Annotated in this window: 18 protein-coding genes; 7 read left to right on the forward strand and 11 right to left on the reverse strand. The window is 36.0% G+C overall.

Annotation, left to right across the window (positions count from 1 at the left end; all coding sequences use genetic code 11):
* Nucleotides 1–235 precede the first annotated feature (235 nt).
* Nucleotides 236–3,322: an efflux RND transporter permease subunit gene (locus tag BLE01S_RS12510; RefSeq protein ID WP_066142490.1), complete on the reverse strand. Its 3,087-nt coding sequence runs from the start codon at nt 3,320–3,322 to the stop codon at nt 236–238.
* Nucleotides 3,323–3,422: 100 nt separating this feature from the next.
* On the opposite strand from BLE01S_RS12510, the gene BLE01S_RS12515 reads away from it, so the two are divergent.
* Together BLE01S_RS12515 and BLE01S_RS12520 are read left to right on the forward strand one after the other, a co-directional pair.
* Complete coding sequence (locus tag BLE01S_RS12515; protein WP_066142492.1) at nt 3,423–4,256, forward strand: TetR/AcrR family transcriptional regulator; 834 nt, start codon at nt 3,423–3,425, stop codon at nt 4,254–4,256.
* 338 nt (nt 4,257–4,594) lie between these two features.
* Nucleotides 4,595–4,855, forward strand: a complete 261-nt coding sequence (locus BLE01S_RS12520) for a hypothetical protein (protein ID WP_066142494.1) — start codon at nt 4,595–4,597, stop codon at nt 4,853–4,855.
* Nucleotides 4,856–4,996: 141 nt separating this feature from the next.
* Here the strand turns inward: BLE01S_RS12520 and BLE01S_RS12525 are convergent, their stop codons facing one another.
* The 3 genes from BLE01S_RS12525 to tatC all read right to left on the reverse strand — a co-directional run bounded on the left by BLE01S_RS12525 (nt 4,997) and on the right by tatC (nt 6,487).
* The gene (locus BLE01S_RS12525) at nt 4,997–5,341 is read right to left on the reverse strand and encodes a c-type cytochrome (protein WP_066142496.1); all 345 of its coding nucleotides are present in this window, start codon (nt 5,339–5,341) and stop codon (nt 4,997–4,999) included.
* A gap of 125 nt (nt 5,342–5,466) precedes the next feature.
* Complete coding sequence (gene tatA, locus BLE01S_RS12530; RefSeq protein WP_066142499.1) at nt 5,467–5,676, reverse strand: twin-arginine translocase TatA/TatE family subunit; 210 nt, start codon at nt 5,674–5,676, stop codon at nt 5,467–5,469.
* 103 nt (nt 5,677–5,779) lie between these two features.
* Nucleotides 5,780–6,487, reverse strand: coding sequence for a twin-arginine translocase subunit TatC (tatC, locus tag BLE01S_RS12535; RefSeq protein WP_066142503.1), 708 nt, complete (start codon nt 6,485–6,487; stop codon nt 5,780–5,782).
* A gap of 276 nt (nt 6,488–6,763) precedes the next feature.
* Here tatC and BLE01S_RS12540 point away from each other — a divergent pair, with 276 nt between their 5' ends.
* The 3 genes from BLE01S_RS12540 (at nt 6,764) to BLE01S_RS12550 (ending at nt 9,697) form a co-directional block, all read left to right on the forward strand.
* Nucleotides 6,764–7,525 carry a gluconate 2-dehydrogenase subunit 3 family protein gene (locus BLE01S_RS12540; protein WP_066142507.1) on the forward strand — a complete coding sequence of 254 codons (762 nt, stop codon included), beginning with the start codon at nt 6,764–6,766 and terminating at the stop codon, nt 7,523–7,525.
* A gap of 21 nt (nt 7,526–7,546) precedes the next feature.
* On the forward strand, nt 7,547–9,262 hold the full coding sequence (locus tag BLE01S_RS12545) for a GMC family oxidoreductase (protein ID WP_066142512.1): 1,716 nt from the start codon (nt 7,547–7,549) through the stop codon (nt 9,260–9,262).
* Nucleotides 9,263–9,436: 174 nt separating this feature from the next.
* On the forward strand, nt 9,437–9,697 hold the full coding sequence (locus BLE01S_RS12550; protein ID WP_066142516.1) for a hypothetical protein: 261 nt from the start codon (nt 9,437–9,439) through the stop codon (nt 9,695–9,697).
* Nucleotides 9,698–9,907: 210 nt separating this feature from the next.
* On the opposite strand, the gene BLE01S_RS12555 is transcribed toward BLE01S_RS12550, so the two are convergent.
* Entirely contained in the window at nt 9,908–10,231 is a 324-nt protein-coding gene (locus tag BLE01S_RS12555; protein ID WP_066142520.1) for an AzlD domain-containing protein, read from the reverse strand.
* Nucleotides 10,228–10,953, reverse strand: a complete 726-nt coding sequence (locus BLE01S_RS12560) for an AzlC family ABC transporter permease (RefSeq protein WP_066142522.1) — start codon at nt 10,951–10,953, stop codon at nt 10,228–10,230. The genes BLE01S_RS12555 and BLE01S_RS12560 overlap by 4 nt, the downstream gene beginning before the upstream one ends.
* Nucleotides 10,954–11,032: 79 nt before the next feature.
* On the opposite strand from BLE01S_RS12560, the gene BLE01S_RS12565 reads away from it, so the two are divergent.
* A complete protein-coding gene (locus tag BLE01S_RS12565) occupies nt 11,033–11,584 on the forward strand; it encodes a helix-turn-helix domain-containing protein (RefSeq protein WP_066142525.1) in 552 nt (183 codons plus the stop codon).
* 146 nt (nt 11,585–11,730) lie between these two features.
* On the opposite strand, the gene BLE01S_RS12570 is transcribed toward BLE01S_RS12565, so the two are convergent.
* Nucleotides 11,731–12,705: a Gfo/Idh/MocA family protein gene (locus BLE01S_RS12570; protein ID WP_066142527.1), complete on the reverse strand. Its 975-nt coding sequence runs from the start codon at nt 12,703–12,705 to the stop codon at nt 11,731–11,733.
* A 293-nt stretch (nt 12,706–12,998) separates the two neighbouring features.
* On the opposite strand from BLE01S_RS12570, the gene BLE01S_RS12575 reads away from it, so the two are divergent.
* Nucleotides 12,999–13,535, forward strand: coding sequence for an AAA family ATPase (locus BLE01S_RS12575; protein WP_066142530.1), 537 nt, complete (start codon nt 12,999–13,001; stop codon nt 13,533–13,535).
* Between the two features lie 374 nt (nt 13,536–13,909).
* On the opposite strand, the gene BLE01S_RS12580 is transcribed toward BLE01S_RS12575, so the two are convergent.
* The 4 genes from BLE01S_RS12580 to BLE01S_RS12595 form a co-directional block, all read right to left on the reverse strand.
* Nucleotides 13,910–14,683 (reverse strand): class I SAM-dependent DNA methyltransferase, encoded by a 774-nt coding sequence (locus BLE01S_RS12580; protein ID WP_066142533.1) that lies wholly within the window; start codon nt 14,681–14,683, stop codon nt 13,910–13,912.
* Between the two features lie 98 nt (nt 14,684–14,781).
* On the reverse strand, nt 14,782–15,048 hold the full coding sequence (locus tag BLE01S_RS21045; RefSeq protein ID WP_197713566.1) for a hypothetical protein: 267 nt from the start codon (nt 15,046–15,048) through the stop codon (nt 14,782–14,784).
* A gap of 573 nt (nt 15,049–15,621) precedes the next feature.
* Nucleotides 15,622–16,353 (reverse strand): LysM peptidoglycan-binding domain-containing protein, encoded by a 732-nt coding sequence (locus tag BLE01S_RS12590; RefSeq protein ID WP_082788726.1) that lies wholly within the window; start codon nt 16,351–16,353, stop codon nt 15,622–15,624.
* A gap of 387 nt (nt 16,354–16,740) precedes the next feature.
* The gene (locus tag BLE01S_RS12595) at nt 16,741–17,394 is read right to left on the reverse strand and encodes an HAD family hydrolase (protein WP_174521730.1); all 654 of its coding nucleotides are present in this window, start codon (nt 17,392–17,394) and stop codon (nt 16,741–16,743) included.
* Nucleotides 17,395–17,396 lie beyond the last annotated feature (2 nt).

A 17,396-nucleotide genomic window follows, 5' to 3' on the forward strand; every position in this document is an offset into this window, starting at 1 on the left:
AGCCCACGCTAGTTAATTAATAGGCACAAAGTTATATTAGAATCTGCCACATTTCGTTGGTACCACGATAAAGCACATCATTCTCCCAAGCTAACCGTGTTACCTTTAACTTAAATGTCCTCGACTAAAATCATTGCGTTCTGTGGCGCAATTTGGACCTCGTTAAACGGGCAATGCTACTTTTTCATACAAAGAAACCCCATAAGATGACGTATCATCTTATGGGGTAAATTAATTAGTCTTCTTCTATTTCTTTACGATTTTTCTTAAATAGTTTTGAGAGTATCTCGTAAACAATTGGTACAACAATTAGTGTTAATAATGTTGAACTGATTAAACCACCAATTACTGTAATACCAAGACCTTTGGAGATTAAGCCGCCACCACCGCCTGATCCAATTGCTAACGGAACTAATGCACCAATCGTTGCGATAGCCGTCATTAAGATTGGACGTAAACGTGTTACACCTGCTTCAAGAACTGCTTCACGCATACCTAAACCTTCACGCTCCATACGGATAATACGATCTACGAGTACAATGGCGTTTGTCACAACGATACCGATTAACATTAATAGACCCATCATGACAGATACAGAGATCGTTTCACCGGCAATTAATAAACCAACAAATGAACCAATCACCGCAAATGGTAACGAGAATAGGATCGCAAATGGCGCGACACCTTCACGGAATGTGACAACAAGGATGAAATACACAATTGCGATTGCTGCAAGCATCGCCACACCCAGTTGTGTAAATGTTTCCGTCATATCTGCAGCTACTCCAGCAACGCCGATTGTAACACCTTTAGGTAAATCTAATTTATCAATAGCTTTATCTACTTCAGATGTTGCTTTGGAAATATCATCACCAATGATTGTTCCAGAAACTGTTGCGTAGTATTCACCTTGACTACGAGCAAGCGTATTTAGCGTTGTACCTTTCTCAACTGCAACAAGCTCTGATAGTTTCATTGTTGCACCAGTTGCTGTCGGTACTTCTGTGGCTAATATATCATCAATTGATTTTGGTTGTGTAGCTTGTTCTTGCTGAACGATTACCTCTATTGAGTTACCGTCTTTTTCAACTGTAGTTAAAACGTCTTTTGTTGTTGTTGGGCTTAACATCATGACGATTTGCCCTGTTGTTAATCCATACTGTAGTAATTCATCTTGTTCTACTTTGAACGTGTACTCAACATAAGCATCCTCTGCGCTTGAAGAAACCTTTTCTAAACCGTCATTTTCTTTCATCACATCTTCTACCATTTTTACAGTTTCATTTAGTTTATCTAAATCTTCACTGTAGAATGAGTAGCTGATTTCATTTGTAGACATTGACATAGAAGTGAAGTCCTGGCTCTTCCATTCACCTGATTGATCAATATTAAACACATAATCTTCAATTTCCTCACGAGCTTCTGGGAAATCATCCATTTCTGGGTCAAAGATTAGGTACATTAAAGCACCGCCTGCTCCGCCACCCATCATTGCTGACATCTCATCGCCATTCTCCGTTACGGATAATTGAACGATATCAATATCATTACGCTTTAATAATTTTTCTTCTACTACTTCAATATTTGCTAATGTATCTTCCTTTAGCTCGCCTGCTTCAGGCGTGTAGGTCAAGTACATTACTTTTTCTTCTTCACTGCCCATAAAGCTGAAACCAATTAATGGTGTTAACGCCACACTTCCCGCTAATAACACAATGGAAATGATGGAAGTAATCCATTTATGATTCAGTGACCATTTAAGAATCCCTTTATACCAGTTAGCTAGTTTACCAGCCTCTTTATGATTACTTTCTGTCTTTTCACTATATAACTTTTTCCTAAATAAGAAGTGAGATAATGCTGGAACAATTGTAATTGCAACAATTAACGAAGCACCAAGCGCAAACGTCATTGTTAATGCGAACGGCATGAACAGCTCGCCGACCATTCCTCCCACGAAAATAAGTGGTGCAAATACCGCAACTGTTACTAATGTAGATGACATGATTGGTTTGAACATTTCAATCGTCGCTTCACGTACAAGTGCACGACCTGTTAATTTCTCTTCTTTCAAATGTAAACGCCGATATATGTTTTCCACTACTACGATGGAGTCATCGATTACACGACCGATTGCAACTGTAATCGCACCAAGCGTCATAATATTTAACGTAATATCCAACCAGTTTAGTAGCAATAATGCCATGAATATTGAAACTGGAATAGATATAATCGATATAATTGTAGATTTGAAATCACGTAAGAATAGTAGAATGATTAGTACTGCAATTAAACCACCAAATAACGCTTTTTCAATCATTGTGGAAATCGAATCTTCAATAGGTTCACCTTGGTCAAGTGATACATCAATTACAAGACCATCTATCTTTTTCTCTTCATCTTTAATTAAATCTTTCACTTTGTTTACAACATCAACCGTATTCGCTTGTTGCCCCTTAATAATTTGAATAGCAATCGCATCTTTACCATTTGTACGTGAAACCGATTCTACTTTACCAACTACTTTAATTGTAGCGATATCACTAAGCTTCACAAATGGTGATGGATTTTCTGCAGATGGTGTGACAGGTATAAGCATTTCCTTTAATTCATTTGCTGTCATGAATTTACCATCTACTGATACAGCTTCTTCCCCTTCTTCAAACTCGTAAAGACCTAATGAAACAGCTAGATCACTTGCTTGAATCATTTCTTTTACTGTATCTTCCGTTATGTCTAGTTCAGCCATTTTTTCTTTGTTATAAGTAAGCTGCACTTCTTCAATATGCTGACCTGCTATCGTTGCAGATGCAACGCCATCGATTTTCTCAATTTTTGGAAGTAATATTTCCTCTACTGTTGAGGTTAGTTCAACAATATCTTCTTTTTGACTACTTACACTTAATGCAACAACTGGCATCATATTCATGCTAATCGCTGTAATTGACGGCTTTTGCGCTTCTTCTGGTAAATTTACCGCATCTAACGCAGATTGCAATGCGCGCTTCGCCTCGTCCATATCTATACCGTAGTCGTATTCCACTTGAATACTCGCCATGTTAGAATAGGAATTTGAATAAACGGATTTCACGTCTTCAAGGTTTTCCGCAGCTTTCTCTAATGGCATGGACACATCTTCCATCACTTGCTCAGGAGTTGCTCCTGGATATACTCCCGTTACCATTAAGAAAGGGATTGAAATATCTGGGATCGTCTCCGTTTTCATTCGTGTACCTGAGTAAATACCAGATACAACAATAATAACTGTAAGCAGCCATACTGCTAATTTATTCTTCAGAACAAAGTTGACTAAACCTTTCACTTACTACACCTGCCTCTATTTGACTTTTTAAGCTCATTTCCTCATAATAATGACTAATTAGTCAATTGTCAATGAAAGAACATAGGAGCGATAAAATAAAATGATAAAAAAACAATTAATTATGGATAAAGCACTAGAACTTTTTGCACAGCGAGGCTTTGAATCGACCTCAGTTCAACAGATAACAGAGCATTGCGGAATTTCTAAAGGTGCTTTTTACTTATCATTTAAATCAAAGGATGAATTGATTTTAGCATTGATTGATCATTTTATGATGCAATTCACCACCAATATTGACTACAAGGTCAAAAATACAAAAGATAATGAAAAACTTCTGTATGAATTTTTTTATACGATATTTCATTCTTTTCATCAGCATTCTGATTTTGCCAAAATACTTATTAAAGAGCAAGCACAATCATTTAACGAAGAATTCATTTTAAAAATGCGTTATTATGACAGATTAATGGAAAAAGTAATTTTATCGATGATTGAAAGATTATATGGTGAAGAGATCAAACAGATAAAATATGATCTAATCTATTGCATCAAAGGCTTTATGAAGACTTATTCAGAGTTATTTCTTTTCTATAACTTACCGCTAGATGTGGATTTATTATCACAATCGCTCGTGGAAAAAACCAATTTACTAGCAAAACACATTACTATTCCCTTTATTTCAAGCGAGCTTGTTGAACTGTTTCAGCAACCGATAAATGAAGATTTAAAAAAAGAACAAATCATCGAAACAATGGAACAAAAAATAAAAGAAATGGAAGAGCCAATTGAAAAAGAGTCGCTAATTTTGCTAAAGCAAGAGCTACTTGAACCGACTTTAAATCCCGCTATTATAAAAGGATTACTTGAAAATATTAGCAGTCATCCTCATTGTAAGTGGATCTCTTATTCACTTCGTAACTATTTTGAGTTTTAAAAGTGACTTGAACATTTTAGCAATGCCAGATGTATTCAAAATTACATTCTTTTTTAGCTTAACGCGATAACAAAGAAAACTAAACCGGCTAGGGTTTGATGTTGTACTACGTCTTAAGGTGTACTCATTTTTCACTTTCTAATAAATGGAATGTAAATGTCTAAATATAAAATAATGAAAAGGGACTGGCTAAAACGTCTAAGTTTTCGCCCAGTCCCTTTTCATTTAAGTGTTTTATCGCTTGTTCATTGCACATCGTTTGGTAGCATCTCTCCATTTTTCATTTGAATATTTATTGTAGTTATTAGACATTCTAAAATTAACTGGAGGGAGGAAATATGAGCACTTACGCAAAATCCGAATTATCATTATTAAGTGAGTTATTTTTGGCCATTTTATTAACAGCTTGCTACGGGATTTTTTGTTTTAAATCATTTCAACCATTTCCGTGGCTTTCCTTTATTGGCGCTCCAATTGGTCTTGCCATCATTATTGCTTGTTGGAAAATGAAAAGTCCTCAATGGACCTTTTTTATCGTAGGCTTATTATTAAACACTGTTATTTGGTCTATTGTTTTTAATTGGTCTTCCATTTTTTAAATAACTTTATCTCAACTAATATAAACTAGCCTGCAATCATAACTTCTGTTGATTACAAGCTGGTTTATGTGTTTATCGTTTATTTACACTAAATAAATATAAGTTCATTATCTTTAATACTTCCCTTGGAAATATATACATTTACCTCTTCTGAGATAGCCATTCAGCAACAACTTTAGCTTCTTCCGGTGAGATAACCCCTGCTGGCATACTATTTTTCCCATTATTAATAATATCTTCGATTTCAGTTTGTGAATACTTTGAACCCACTTTATTTAGGGCAGGTCCCGCCCCGCCTTCTAAATTCTCCCCGTGACAAGTAATACAGCTAGTATTTATGATCTCTTCAGCATTGCTAGCAGTCGTTACCTCTCCACCTTCACCCTCTGGTTCAGAAGACTGCGTTCCTTCATAAAAAAACAGTAAAAAAACTAAACATCCTGCAAGGGCAATATTAACCAAAGTAGTGATCCATACTTTTCTCATCCCGTAACCTCCAAAAAAACCTTTCATTTTAATCGATTTACATATTTTTTTATTATGTCGTTTCTATACTTTGTGAGTGGACCGTCAACATTTGATTAGATTAGCTAATAGAAATATTTGGTATGTTATATTTGTTTTTTCTCTTTGCGTTCAGTTTGTTTTTCTTCTAATTCAAATTCTCCTGTTACATCATCTACTACCTCTTTGGTAGAATTTTTGAATTCCTTTAACGTTTGGCCGACAGCCCTTCCTAATTGAGGAAGCTTAGCAGGACCGAAAATAATTAAAGCAATGATTAGGATTAATATTAATCCAGGCACACCTACATTTGGCATCTTTTTCCCTCCTATTGGAACGTATATAAATGTTAGTTTTAACAAATAATCCTCGTTTTAGTAATAATTCTTTTATTCCAACTGAAATTACAGATTAGCCACTTTATTTCCGGTTAAAGGACCAACTGGAAATTAAAATACTAATTTCAAATAAAGTGATTAAAGGGATAATAATTAAGAAATCAGAAATAAAATCTGGCGGCGTAATTAATACCCCTATTACTACTAAAATAAAATATGAAATTTTCCTCATTTTCCTTAATGATTTTGGTGTTACTATTCCGAGCTTTGTTAGAAATAAGATGACAACTGGCATTTCAAATATAAGACCAACTGGGATGATTAGATTAAACATAAATGTAAAGTACTGGTTCATCCCATATGTTTCCGTGGCATTAATCGATTGATTGATTTTGGACATAAAATCTAACATTAATGGAAATAAGATAAAATAGCTGAAAGCTACTCCAGCAAGAAATAAGAAAAAAGAAATAGGTATATATCTAAAAGTTCCTTTCGCTTCTGTCTCCGACAACCCTGGTTTTACAAATAACCACACTTGATGCAACGCTATGGGTAATGTCAATAGTATGGCAATGACCATAGCACACTTAACATATATTAATAATCCATCTGTAAAACCAAACACATTCCAATCTACATTAACAGCGGTCGGTTGTAATTTTATTAAGTTTAATAATTTGGATGCAACACCAAACCCTATACATAGAGATAAAATAAATGTCATTACTATAATAATTAGCCGTTTCCTTAACTCAGTTAAATGCTCGACAAGCGTGTATTCTTCCATGTTTCTAGCCCACCCATTTATCGCGTGTTTTCAGTGTTACTAGAATTGCCAGAGTTAAGAGTTATTAATCAAGAATCGCTCATTTATCCTTATTTTGTTCCCAGTTAATCACTATATGGAATTGGCGCAAGTAATCACCCAATAAAGTCCTTAAGAAAACATACCAATATATACCTTCAACTATAGCGAAAACGTTTATTTTAATAGAAATCAGGACAGGCTTAAGGTATTAGTTGTTAATCTTCTTATTCTTAACTTACATTAGGAGGTTTTTTCGTGTCAGATAAAGAGAGCAGAGAAGTCGGTACTAAAAGTACTAGACGAAACTTTTTAAAAAACTCTGGATTAACAGTCGGGGGCCTTGTGCTTGGTGGAGCAGTTGGGAGCCTGTTTAGGCAGAACCCTGAAAGTGGAAAGAAAACAGAACAAACCACCCAAGCTCCAACTGCTAACCCCAATTTAGCGTTGATGTTTTTTTATCCTGGAGAATATCAAACAGCCATGGCGGCTGTTGAACGTATTTTTCCAAAGGACGAGCTTGGTCCAGGCGCACAGGAACTTAATGCAGCTATTTATATTGATCATCAACTTGCTAGCCAATGGGGCGTAAATGCAAAAGATTATATGTTAGGTCCCTTTCATGAGCCGGAGCCAACACAAGGTGAGCAGATCCGTATTTTACGTAAAGATTTGTTCAGATTAGGTTTAAAAGGATTAGATGATTATAGTAATAAACATTATAAAAAAACCTTCATTGACTTAGAAGGATCAGAACAAGACGAAGTATTAGTTGCGTTTGAGAAAGGTGAAGCAGATTCGCTTTCTGGAGTATCTACAGCCGACTTTTTCAGATTGCTAAGAAACTTAACCATTGAAGGGGTTTATGCAGATCCAATGTACGGTGGAAATAAGGAGATGCAAGGATGGAAAATGCGAAGTTTCCCTGGTAATAAAATGAGTTTTACAAAAGAAATTCAAAGCAAAGAATTTATACAATTAGAACCAAGCAGCCTTCACGATCATATGGGGCATTCATAATAAAAGTAAGGAGTGTCAATCATGGCTAAAAAACTTCCTAAAGTACCCGTGGTTATCGTCGGAATGGGTTGGGCTGGGGGAATCATTGCCTCAGAATTAACAAAAGCGGGGATCAAAGTACTTGGACTGGAACGCGGGAAAGAGAGAAAAATGAGCGATTATTTAATGGTACATGATGAACTTCGTTTCCAACAGCGAACAGAGTTAATGCAAGACCTTTCCAAAGAAACCATTACATCACGTAATAATGGAAAAATAAGAGCTCTCCCTATGCGCCATTACGGAACATTTATCGTAGGCGATGGTTTAGGTGGCGCTGGGAGTCACTGGAATGGACAAACTTATCGTTTCCTTCCTTATGATTTTGAAATCAAATCAAAGACCATTGACAGATATGGTGCAAAAAAAATAAAAGCTGGCTATACACTGCAAGATTGGGGCATTACATATGACGAGCTCGAACCATATTATGACACTTTTGAAAAGATGGCTGGAATTTCCGGTGAAACAGTTGAGTTATATGGTCCTCGCTCAAACCCATATCCAACAGGACCAATGGTAAAAACGCCCGTTCTCGAAGAATTTGAAAAGGCAACGAAAAAACTTGGCTATAAACCATATATACTGCCTTCTGCGAATCTCTCTGAGAATTACACAAATCCAGATGGTATTTCACGTTCGGCATGTCAATACTGTGCCTACTGTGAAAACTTCGGCTGTGAATATGGAGCAAAAGCTGACCCAGTTGTAACCGTTCTTCCTGTTGCACAACAAACAGGTAACCTTGAGCTTCGTACACACGCAAATGTGACACGTATTTTAAATGATGGAAATAAAGCAACGGGAGTCATGTATGTAAATACATTTTCCGGCGAGGAGTTTGAACAGCCTGCTGACGTGGTGGTCATAGCGAGTTATGTATTTAATAATGTAAGGCTTTTACTTAACTCAAAACTTGGACAACCTTATGATCCCAAAACAGGGACAGGAGTAATCGGAAAGAATTATTGTTATCAAGTAAGCTCAGGTTATTCCACGTTATTTTATAATGATCGAGAGTTTAACATATATGGTGGTGCAGGAGCATTAGGGATTGAGATTCCTGAATTCGCAGGTGATAATTTTGATCATACAAATGAAAACTTTCTTCACGGGGCAGGTATTCGTACGACCCAATATGGAGCGCGACCTATTGCTACTAACAATGCGCCAATTGGAACACCTACATGGGGACCAGAATTTAAGAAACAAACAATAAAATATGCAAATAGTGTACTTCAAGTAAAATCACAAGGCGCAAGTTTGCCTCATGAACAAAACTATCTTGATCTAGATCCTACCTATAAAGATGTATATGGGATGCCTTTATTACGTATGACATATGATTATACTGAACAAGATCGCGAATTAGTAAAATTCATGTCTAATGTAACAAAGTCAATAGCAAAAGAAATGAATCCAGATCATATTGATACAGTCGGTGAACAAGGACCTTTTAACGTGAACACGGATACGAACACACATAACACGGGTGGCGTCATGATGGGCATTGATCCGCAGACATCCGCAGTCAATTCTTATATGCAAATGTGGGATGCTGAAAATGTATTTGTCGCTGGTGCTTCGGCATTTCCTCATAATAGCTCTTTTAACCCAACTGGTACATTAGGTGCCCTTTCATATAGAGCTTCTGAAGGAATTGTAAAATACCTTAAGCAAGGCGGTTCTCTTGTTTAAATTAGCTTTTCACTTTGCTCGTAAAGTGTGAAATACCTGCTTCCAGAATATGGACAGGTATTTTTTATTGTTCCAAGAAATTTCTTTGGGGGTAACAAAAAATTCCAGAGCCGTTTAAGAGTAAGTAATCATTTATGGTGCATATTAACATTAATAAGCTAATGGGGGGATATTATGAGAGCAAAAGGGAAAATCCTTATCTTGTCCGCTTTACTTTCAGTCAGCTTTTTATCTGCATGTAACACAGATAATAACAAATTTAATGAGCAAGAAGAAATAGATTATCGTCCGGTTCGATATGATAATAATACAGACCTAAATGATGATAACCAAGTGAAGAAACCTTATATCCATGATGAGAATCCTGACGAAACAAATGAGGGGATGCAAAAGGGATATGATCTTGAATTTAATAAAAACAGAGGGGCAGAGTGAATACCCCTTAAACCGTTATCCCTGTTAACCGATGAGCAGCAAAATTTTGAAATTAGATGACAGCCTAGAATTACCGTATTGGAAACAAAAAGCGAGACTCTCGGCTTGTGAAAGTCTCGCTTTTACTTACTTGAATCCAATGTGCAATGCCCGCTAACCCTGCTTTTATGTAATTTTAGCTTCCGCAAGTTCAATCAATCTTTTTATGCTTTAAAATAAATATCTAACGGTAGCCATACAAACTATTCCAACAATAACAGTTACTGATAAACTTTTTGTCCACAAAGCTATCATAAGTGTTGGGATAATAGCGGCTAACACCTTCCAATCAATGGAAAATAATGATTCACCATCCATGATAATACTGTCAACAATAAGTGCTGTAAAAATACAGATAGGTATAAATAAAAGCCATTTAGTTACTATTACTGGAAGTTTCAAGTTTCTTACAACTATAAATGGAATAATTCTTGGAATAAACGTAACAACAGCACATCCTAAAATAATAATTAAAATGGTTAAATCAATACTCATTTATCTTTCATCACCCCAATCGTTGCAACAATGATCGTTGATATAATAATTGCTATATATGACGGAACAAATATACACAGGATGAGCATCGCTATCACTACGTATAAAATTAATGATAAATATAACTTCAGTTTACTTTTTTCAATATTTTCTAATTGCAACACAAGTAATGCCAAAAACATAGCCGTTAAAGCAAAATCCAATCCCAATACCTCTGGATTAGAAATCCACTTCCCAAATATAGCCCCAATACTACAGGATAAAATCCAAAATAGATAAGCTGTTAAATTTAACCCATTCATCCATGCAGCATTCATTTTTTCTCCTTTTATCATTTTAGTAACGGCAACACCAAAGGATTCATCAGTAACAAGCGTTCCAATACCAATATTTTTTATTAGAGAATACTTTGTAAAGTAAGGAGCTAATGTCATACTTAATAAAAAGTGCCGTACATTCACAATAAAAGTTGTGAATATAATGACCGAAATAGGACTCCCTGCCACGATCAACGCACAAATAATAAACTGTGAAGCGCCAGCGTACACTAATACTGATAATAATGTAACTTCTAATATACTCAAATTAGAAGAAGCTCCAACAATCCCTGCAGCTATTCCAATACTTATGTAACCTATTAAGGTTGGAATACAGTCTCTTACACCTTGAGAAAAGGTAGGAAGATTTTCATCATTATTCATTTCCTTCGAAAATTCATTCATCGTTCTCCCACCTAATTATATGTTATATTGGATATTTGTATGTTATAGTGGTTTTAATAAAGAGTCAAGGAGATTATTTATGGAATCTATTCAAGAGGTTATATCCAGTAATCTTGTCAAAATAAGAAAAAAACGAGGATTGAGTTTAGATAAAGTAGCGAGATTAAGTGGAGTAAGTAAAGCAATGTTAGCTCAAATTGAAAATGGAAAGTCAAATCCGACTGTTACAACTCTCTGGAAAATTGCAAACGGGCTGCAAGTATCCTTTTCTACATTTTTGAAGGAGTCTGAAAAAACACCCATTGAAAAAATAAACATTAATTTGTTAACACCAGTTATTGATGATGATAGAAATTATCTTGTATATTCTCTCTATCCATATCACCCAGATAAGAAATTTGAAATTTTCACCGTAGACCTAAAGCCTGGATTTAGTCATACATCCGAAAAGCATTTAGGGGAAGAGTATGTGCTCATGCAACGTGGAAAACTTACAATCGATATACAGGGTGAAAAATTTTCATTAACTACTAATGATACGATTAAATTTACTTCTAATATAGAACATAGTTATATAAACCACTCAGAGGAAATGGTTAGATTCTATATACTTATCTTTTATCCCGAATAATTCCTTTAGTTCTAGTACTAGAGCTAATGCGTTCATTATCACAACCACTCTTTATTACTGTTTAGATTAGCTCGCTGCGCCAACAAACTTATTTTAGACTACATACAGCGAGACCCTCAACTATAGGAGAGTCTCGCTCTGTTTGCTTACTCGTATTCCAATCCCCATTGCTTACGCAGTGTATCCAATGTTTCCATGATATCTTGAGTCTCATCTAATGGCATAATCCGACTCTCTTTATCTTCTGCCCTTAAACAGCTCATCGCTTCTTCGGCCTCAAAAATATATCCATTCATTGTACGGTCGTCCTTAAACTCTATCGCCTCCGAGCCGGAACGATACAATTTGGTAGACTCTCCAAACAGGAAATTCGGCAAATGAATATAGCCTTCTGTTCCATATATGAACGCATCATTAGATAGATTTAAACGCACGCTTGCATTCAACATAGCCGTTCTCCCATTCTCGTATTCAAAAAGTGCCGAGAATTGCTCATCCACACCAGTTTGTCCGATATGTGCGCTACTTTTGATACTGGTAGGTTGTTGTCCGAAAATCATGGACGCAAAGGAAACTGGGTAAATGCCTGCATCCAGCAATGCCCCACCGCCAAGTTTCTTATCAAGCAAGCGACTTTCCGGCGCCCATCCAATATCAAAACCGAAATTAGCAGTCAGCATTTTTATTTCTCCGATTTTCCCTTCCGCAATCCACTTTCTCGTTTGAACAATCGCAGGCAAATATCGTGTCCACATCGCTTCCATCAGAAAAGTATCGTTTTCTCTGGCGACTTGAATAAGTTCTTCCGCCTCCTGTGCATTCATTGTAAACGGCTTTTCACATAATACTGCCTTGCCTGCCTTTAAGCATTGTAGTACACCTTCTTTATGCATTGGATGTAGTGTCCCAATGTAAACGATCTCAATTTCATCGTCTTTAACAAACTCCTCATAGCTATTATAAGTACGCGGAATATTGAATTCGCTTGCAAATTTCTCTGCCTTTCCTTGTGTTCTTGACGCAACTGCCACAAGTTCTGCCTGATCAGACTGTACTAAATCAGATGCAAACTTGCTTGATATATTACCTGGCCCCATAATTCCCCATTTAATCTTTTCCATGTCACATTCCCCCTCTAAATTTCATTACCCATTCTAATTATAACGAACTATCTAAATATATGTTCGTATTAAACACTTTTTTGCAAAGTATAATTGCAGTATCTAAATATCTCGGTTTACTTAAGATAAGAATAAAGCTCCTTTACCTAGCATATCTATCCGTTTAAATTATTAGATCGTTATTTTCCTAGACCCCAAAAGTAACTTTGCTAATGACCGAAATTCCGCTAAACTTAAATCACTTAAACTAGTACATGGATACGCTTGATCTCTATACGGGAGGGGACCTTTAGGTGAAAATCCACATAATTGGCGGCTCAGGCACTGGCAAAAGTACCTTAGCCAAATATATCAGTGAAAAGGAAAATATAAAATGGATTGATACAGATAATTATCTTTGGAAAGATGATTCGTTCACGGTAAATAATCCAATTGAAATACGCGAAAAACTATATCAAAGTGACATGGCATCTTGCAGTAGTTATGTCGCTTCTGGGTCCATTTTTTCATGGTGTCCTAAAGGTTTTAGCGACCGTGACCTTTTAGTGTTTCTTTCTCTTGATGAAGAAATTCGCATGAACAGATTACGCAACAGAGAAACTGAACGGAATGGCTTTAATGAAATGTGGGGGGATGAAAACGGAAGGTATACCAATGACTTTTTAGAATGGTGTAAAACCTATTTAACAGAAAAAAATGCAAGCATGGCCGGTACTTATGCGGAACAGACTTATCAAATCACATTATCAAAAAGTCCTGTTTTAAAGCTTGACAGCTCTCGGCCTACCGAAGAACTCTATGCTGAAATATTAAGTTGGTTCGTTCAATAATTCAATTGCAAAATATCGTAATGAAAGGGCCTATTAACTAGTAGCCTTAAAAGTCCTGACAGCCAGTATTTTGGCTACAACGGCCAGTAATTTGCTCGCGACAGACAGTAAGTTTACTTCCATGGACAGTAGCCCTTTCATGACGGCCAGTAAATAGCTATTAACCGCTAGTAAATGCTAGTAAATAAAAAAAAGACATCCTGACGTTATCTTAGGGTCATAATGCTTTAGTATATAAAAGTAAAAGGACTACACATATAAAAAAAGGCTCTGTTAAACAATAATGTTGATATTTGAAACATAAAAATAGACCATCATTTTTGATGGTCTTCTTCAACGAAAGCACCCGTTATTTGAAAATAAGTGGCACAGCTTTATGATTTTCGAGCTGTTACAATTGGTTGATGAAAACCTGTTTTTTCTGGCATATGCCACTCCACTTCAGTAAATCCACCAAACTTAAGGAGTGAATCCACTTCGGCACGAAGCAATGCTCTGTAGGTCGTAGAGAAGCTCTTCATTTCCCACTTCCCATTCATATCTTGTAGGATGAATTGGAGAAGCTGGTACATTTTTAAATCATCGATCCAATTCCAAACTTGAAACGTTATTCTCTTTCCCTCATCAAAAACATTTGGTTGGGTAACACGCGGTTTTACGGTGATGAGTTTGTCATAATCCCGCAGTGTTAAAATCAATACCCCATTTTGTCTTAATTTAGAGGACAAGTTCTGAAATGCCAATGATAGATCTTCATCAGTCAACAGATGCGGTAGTGCATTATCCGCTGATAACACCACATCGAACACACCACCTACGTCTTTTTGTAAAGACCGCAAGTCAGCAACATTGAAGTTAATTGAGACGTTTCGTAAATTAGCTTCACGGCTAGCTCGTAATATAGATGAGTTACTAATATCTGTCCCTGTAACAACATACCCACGCTTTGCTAAGCCAATGGCTTGCGTACCTATGCCGCAGGAGCAGTCCAAAACAGCGATTTTTGTTTCTGTTACATTCCCCAAAATGCCGCTAATGATGTGATCAAGAATTGAACCCTGTTGATCAATAGCATAATCCCAGTTCGAATAAATAAGATGATATTCTTCTGCAAGGTCGTTATAGAAATTCGCCATCGAATCTGTCATATCTCACCCTCCTATTTATTATATCTGGTTGTATTTAAATAATACTCTTATTAAACTATACTGCAACGTTAGTTTAATAAGAAAATCAACATTCATCTTTAACGAAGCCTATCAAAAAAACCTGCTAATTTTATATTTTCTCCTTCGCGTAATCGTTTGTTTTCTTTGGTTTTTCGTTTACGCTCTTCATATAAGTGTCTCATTTGCTCTTCTCGGTTAAAATTAGCCATTCCTGACCCTTTCTTTTGCTTACGTTCTAGTTGTCTCTGTATACGCTCAAAGCGCTCAAAGATGGCGTTTCTACCCTTAATGGTATTATATATTTCTTGGAATCTTTTCAAGTTCTGTTCATTGGCTTCCATCATATCTTCTCTGCCATATTCTTTAGCTCTTCAATCATTTTAGTTGTTGATTCTATAAGAAGCTCATATTTTTTTATATCAAAAGTTGTCATACCTTCTCGATGTGTTCTTTTGTAAGACTATTTAAATCATTGCAAGTAGGTTGTAGTTCGTTAATTAAAATTTAAAGGATCTGGATATATTTAGAATAATCTTGAGCACTTCCCTCCGAAAATTTCCTCCCACCAAGTAATTTTAGTTTTACGATATTTTTTTAGGCTTTGTTTAAATTCTATGTTCCCAATTTTCGTGAAGTTTATAACAAAGGGATTTGTCGAACGACTATAATTCAATACCATACTTCGCGTTTAATACTCTAACACCCCACCTATCTTTTTCCCATTCTTCACGGGTATCCGTTTGATTGAACTATCTTAATAACCTTTATTTTTTTAAATAATTATGTAAATAAAAAAGGATAATCAGTCCCGATAAGAGACTAACTATCCTCAATAATTTAACCTGAAGAAAACGAACATAAATATTCTCCTGCTTTCATTCACAAGAAGGCGTTATACAAATAAAAATGACTATCGGCTAGAACACTTTTGGATACAATTTTACCATGGCATCAGAAATTGTATCCGCCATTTCCCTTGCTTCCTTCTCAATTTTATCGTATGTTTCAATATCCTTCTGATAATCCATATTAATCATAAAAACAGCTTCTTGCTTCGTTAAATCCAGGTGTTTGTAAAACATATCTCTAACAACATTTTCAGGTAAAAATGGATTCACACTACTCAAAAACTCAGCAATCTGATCAGCATTGGTATACCACTTTTGTTCTGCAGTCATCGCCGCTTGCTTATCACCTGCTAAAGTTGCTTTTACAAGATCTGCCGCAAGTAATAGATGTTCCTTAATCAAATTAGCATAAGTTTTAGCAGCAAAGTCACCATATAATTTGCGAATCATATTTCCCATGTCTGTAGCATTTTGCAGAAGACGAGTAATAACAAAGTCTACGTCCGGTAAGTTAAAAGTCAAACTAATGATTGCCATCCTCGTCCATGCAACATGTTCTTCCCAAAGACTTCGCATATCATTTCTATAATCAACCTCTTCTTGACTAATACAATGATTTGGTTGTCTTTGTTGATATATTGTCTGCGGAACCGGTATGGCAATACGCTGCCCGATACTTAGATAGTATGGATTTACTCCATAATTCTCTGCAAAAATTGCCTCAACCGTTGTATTGTATTTATATGCTAAGAGCCAGTAATTATCCCCTGGTTGGATCGTGTGAGCATAAAAACGTTTCAATTTTCTCTCACTCCTAATTAACTTACGGTTATTAAAATTGCTGAATTTAATTGATATTATCTTTATAAGGTATTAATTATGGATGAGGTGTGTGAATGTCTATAAGAATTATTGAGGGAATAACTACTTTAATTATCTGTGGTTCTTTAATAACGCAAGAATAGTGGGCTCTTTAAAGCAAATTGATTCCGGAAGTAAGTATTTGTACAGCCAAACTCAAGCTATCCTGCCATCATTTCAGAGAAACTTCCCAGCCTAACTATTCAAAATAGGCCAGGGAAGCATTTTTCCATTATACTTCTTATTTTATGTCTTTATTTCTCCTCTATAGCCATGTGCAATTTTCCATATAATTTAACATACAACAGAGGAGAGTTGCGTTTTCACTCATTTATTTAGTGATTCAATAATATCCTGTAAACTCATATCCGCCATAGAGCTCAACTTTAAATGATAATTTTCAAATGGCAGCGATTCTGTGACTGGGTTTGGTATAACAACAGTAGGAATCTTTGCTTCTAGTGCTGCAATTAACCCATTTAGGGAATCTTCGAAAACGACTGCCTCATGTGGCTCTATCCCCAGCACTTCAATGGTTTTCAAGAAAAGATCCGGTGCTGGTTTGACGCGATCCACGTCATCCTTTGTAATTAAATGGTCAAAATAAGAAATCAAATTTAAATTGGTCAAATGAGTTGTCACCCATTCTCTAGTTGAACTCGTTGCCAAGGCAATTGTTAGTCCTGCCTCACGTGCATCTGCAAGATATTCAACCACCCCTTCACGAGCTTTTGCTTCTTTTACAAATTCGGTATGTAATATGCCTGCACTACTGCGGATATTATCCGCATCTAGATGTTCCGCAATTTCCTTTTCTAAGTATTCAAACAGCCAAGTATCATTAGAGCCGACACATTTTACAAACTCTTCAAGTGGTAGGTCAAATTCAAACTGTTTTTTTAAAACTTCTTTATATGAATCATACCACGCCGTCTCAGTGTCCAAGATTAACCCATCAAAATCAAAAATAACTGCTTTAATCA

It is taken from the genome of Lederbergia lenta NBRC 16444, from assembly GCF_001591545.1.
GTDB classification, from domain to species: domain Bacteria; phylum Bacillota; class Bacilli; order Bacillales; family Bacillaceae_C; genus Lederbergia; species Lederbergia lenta.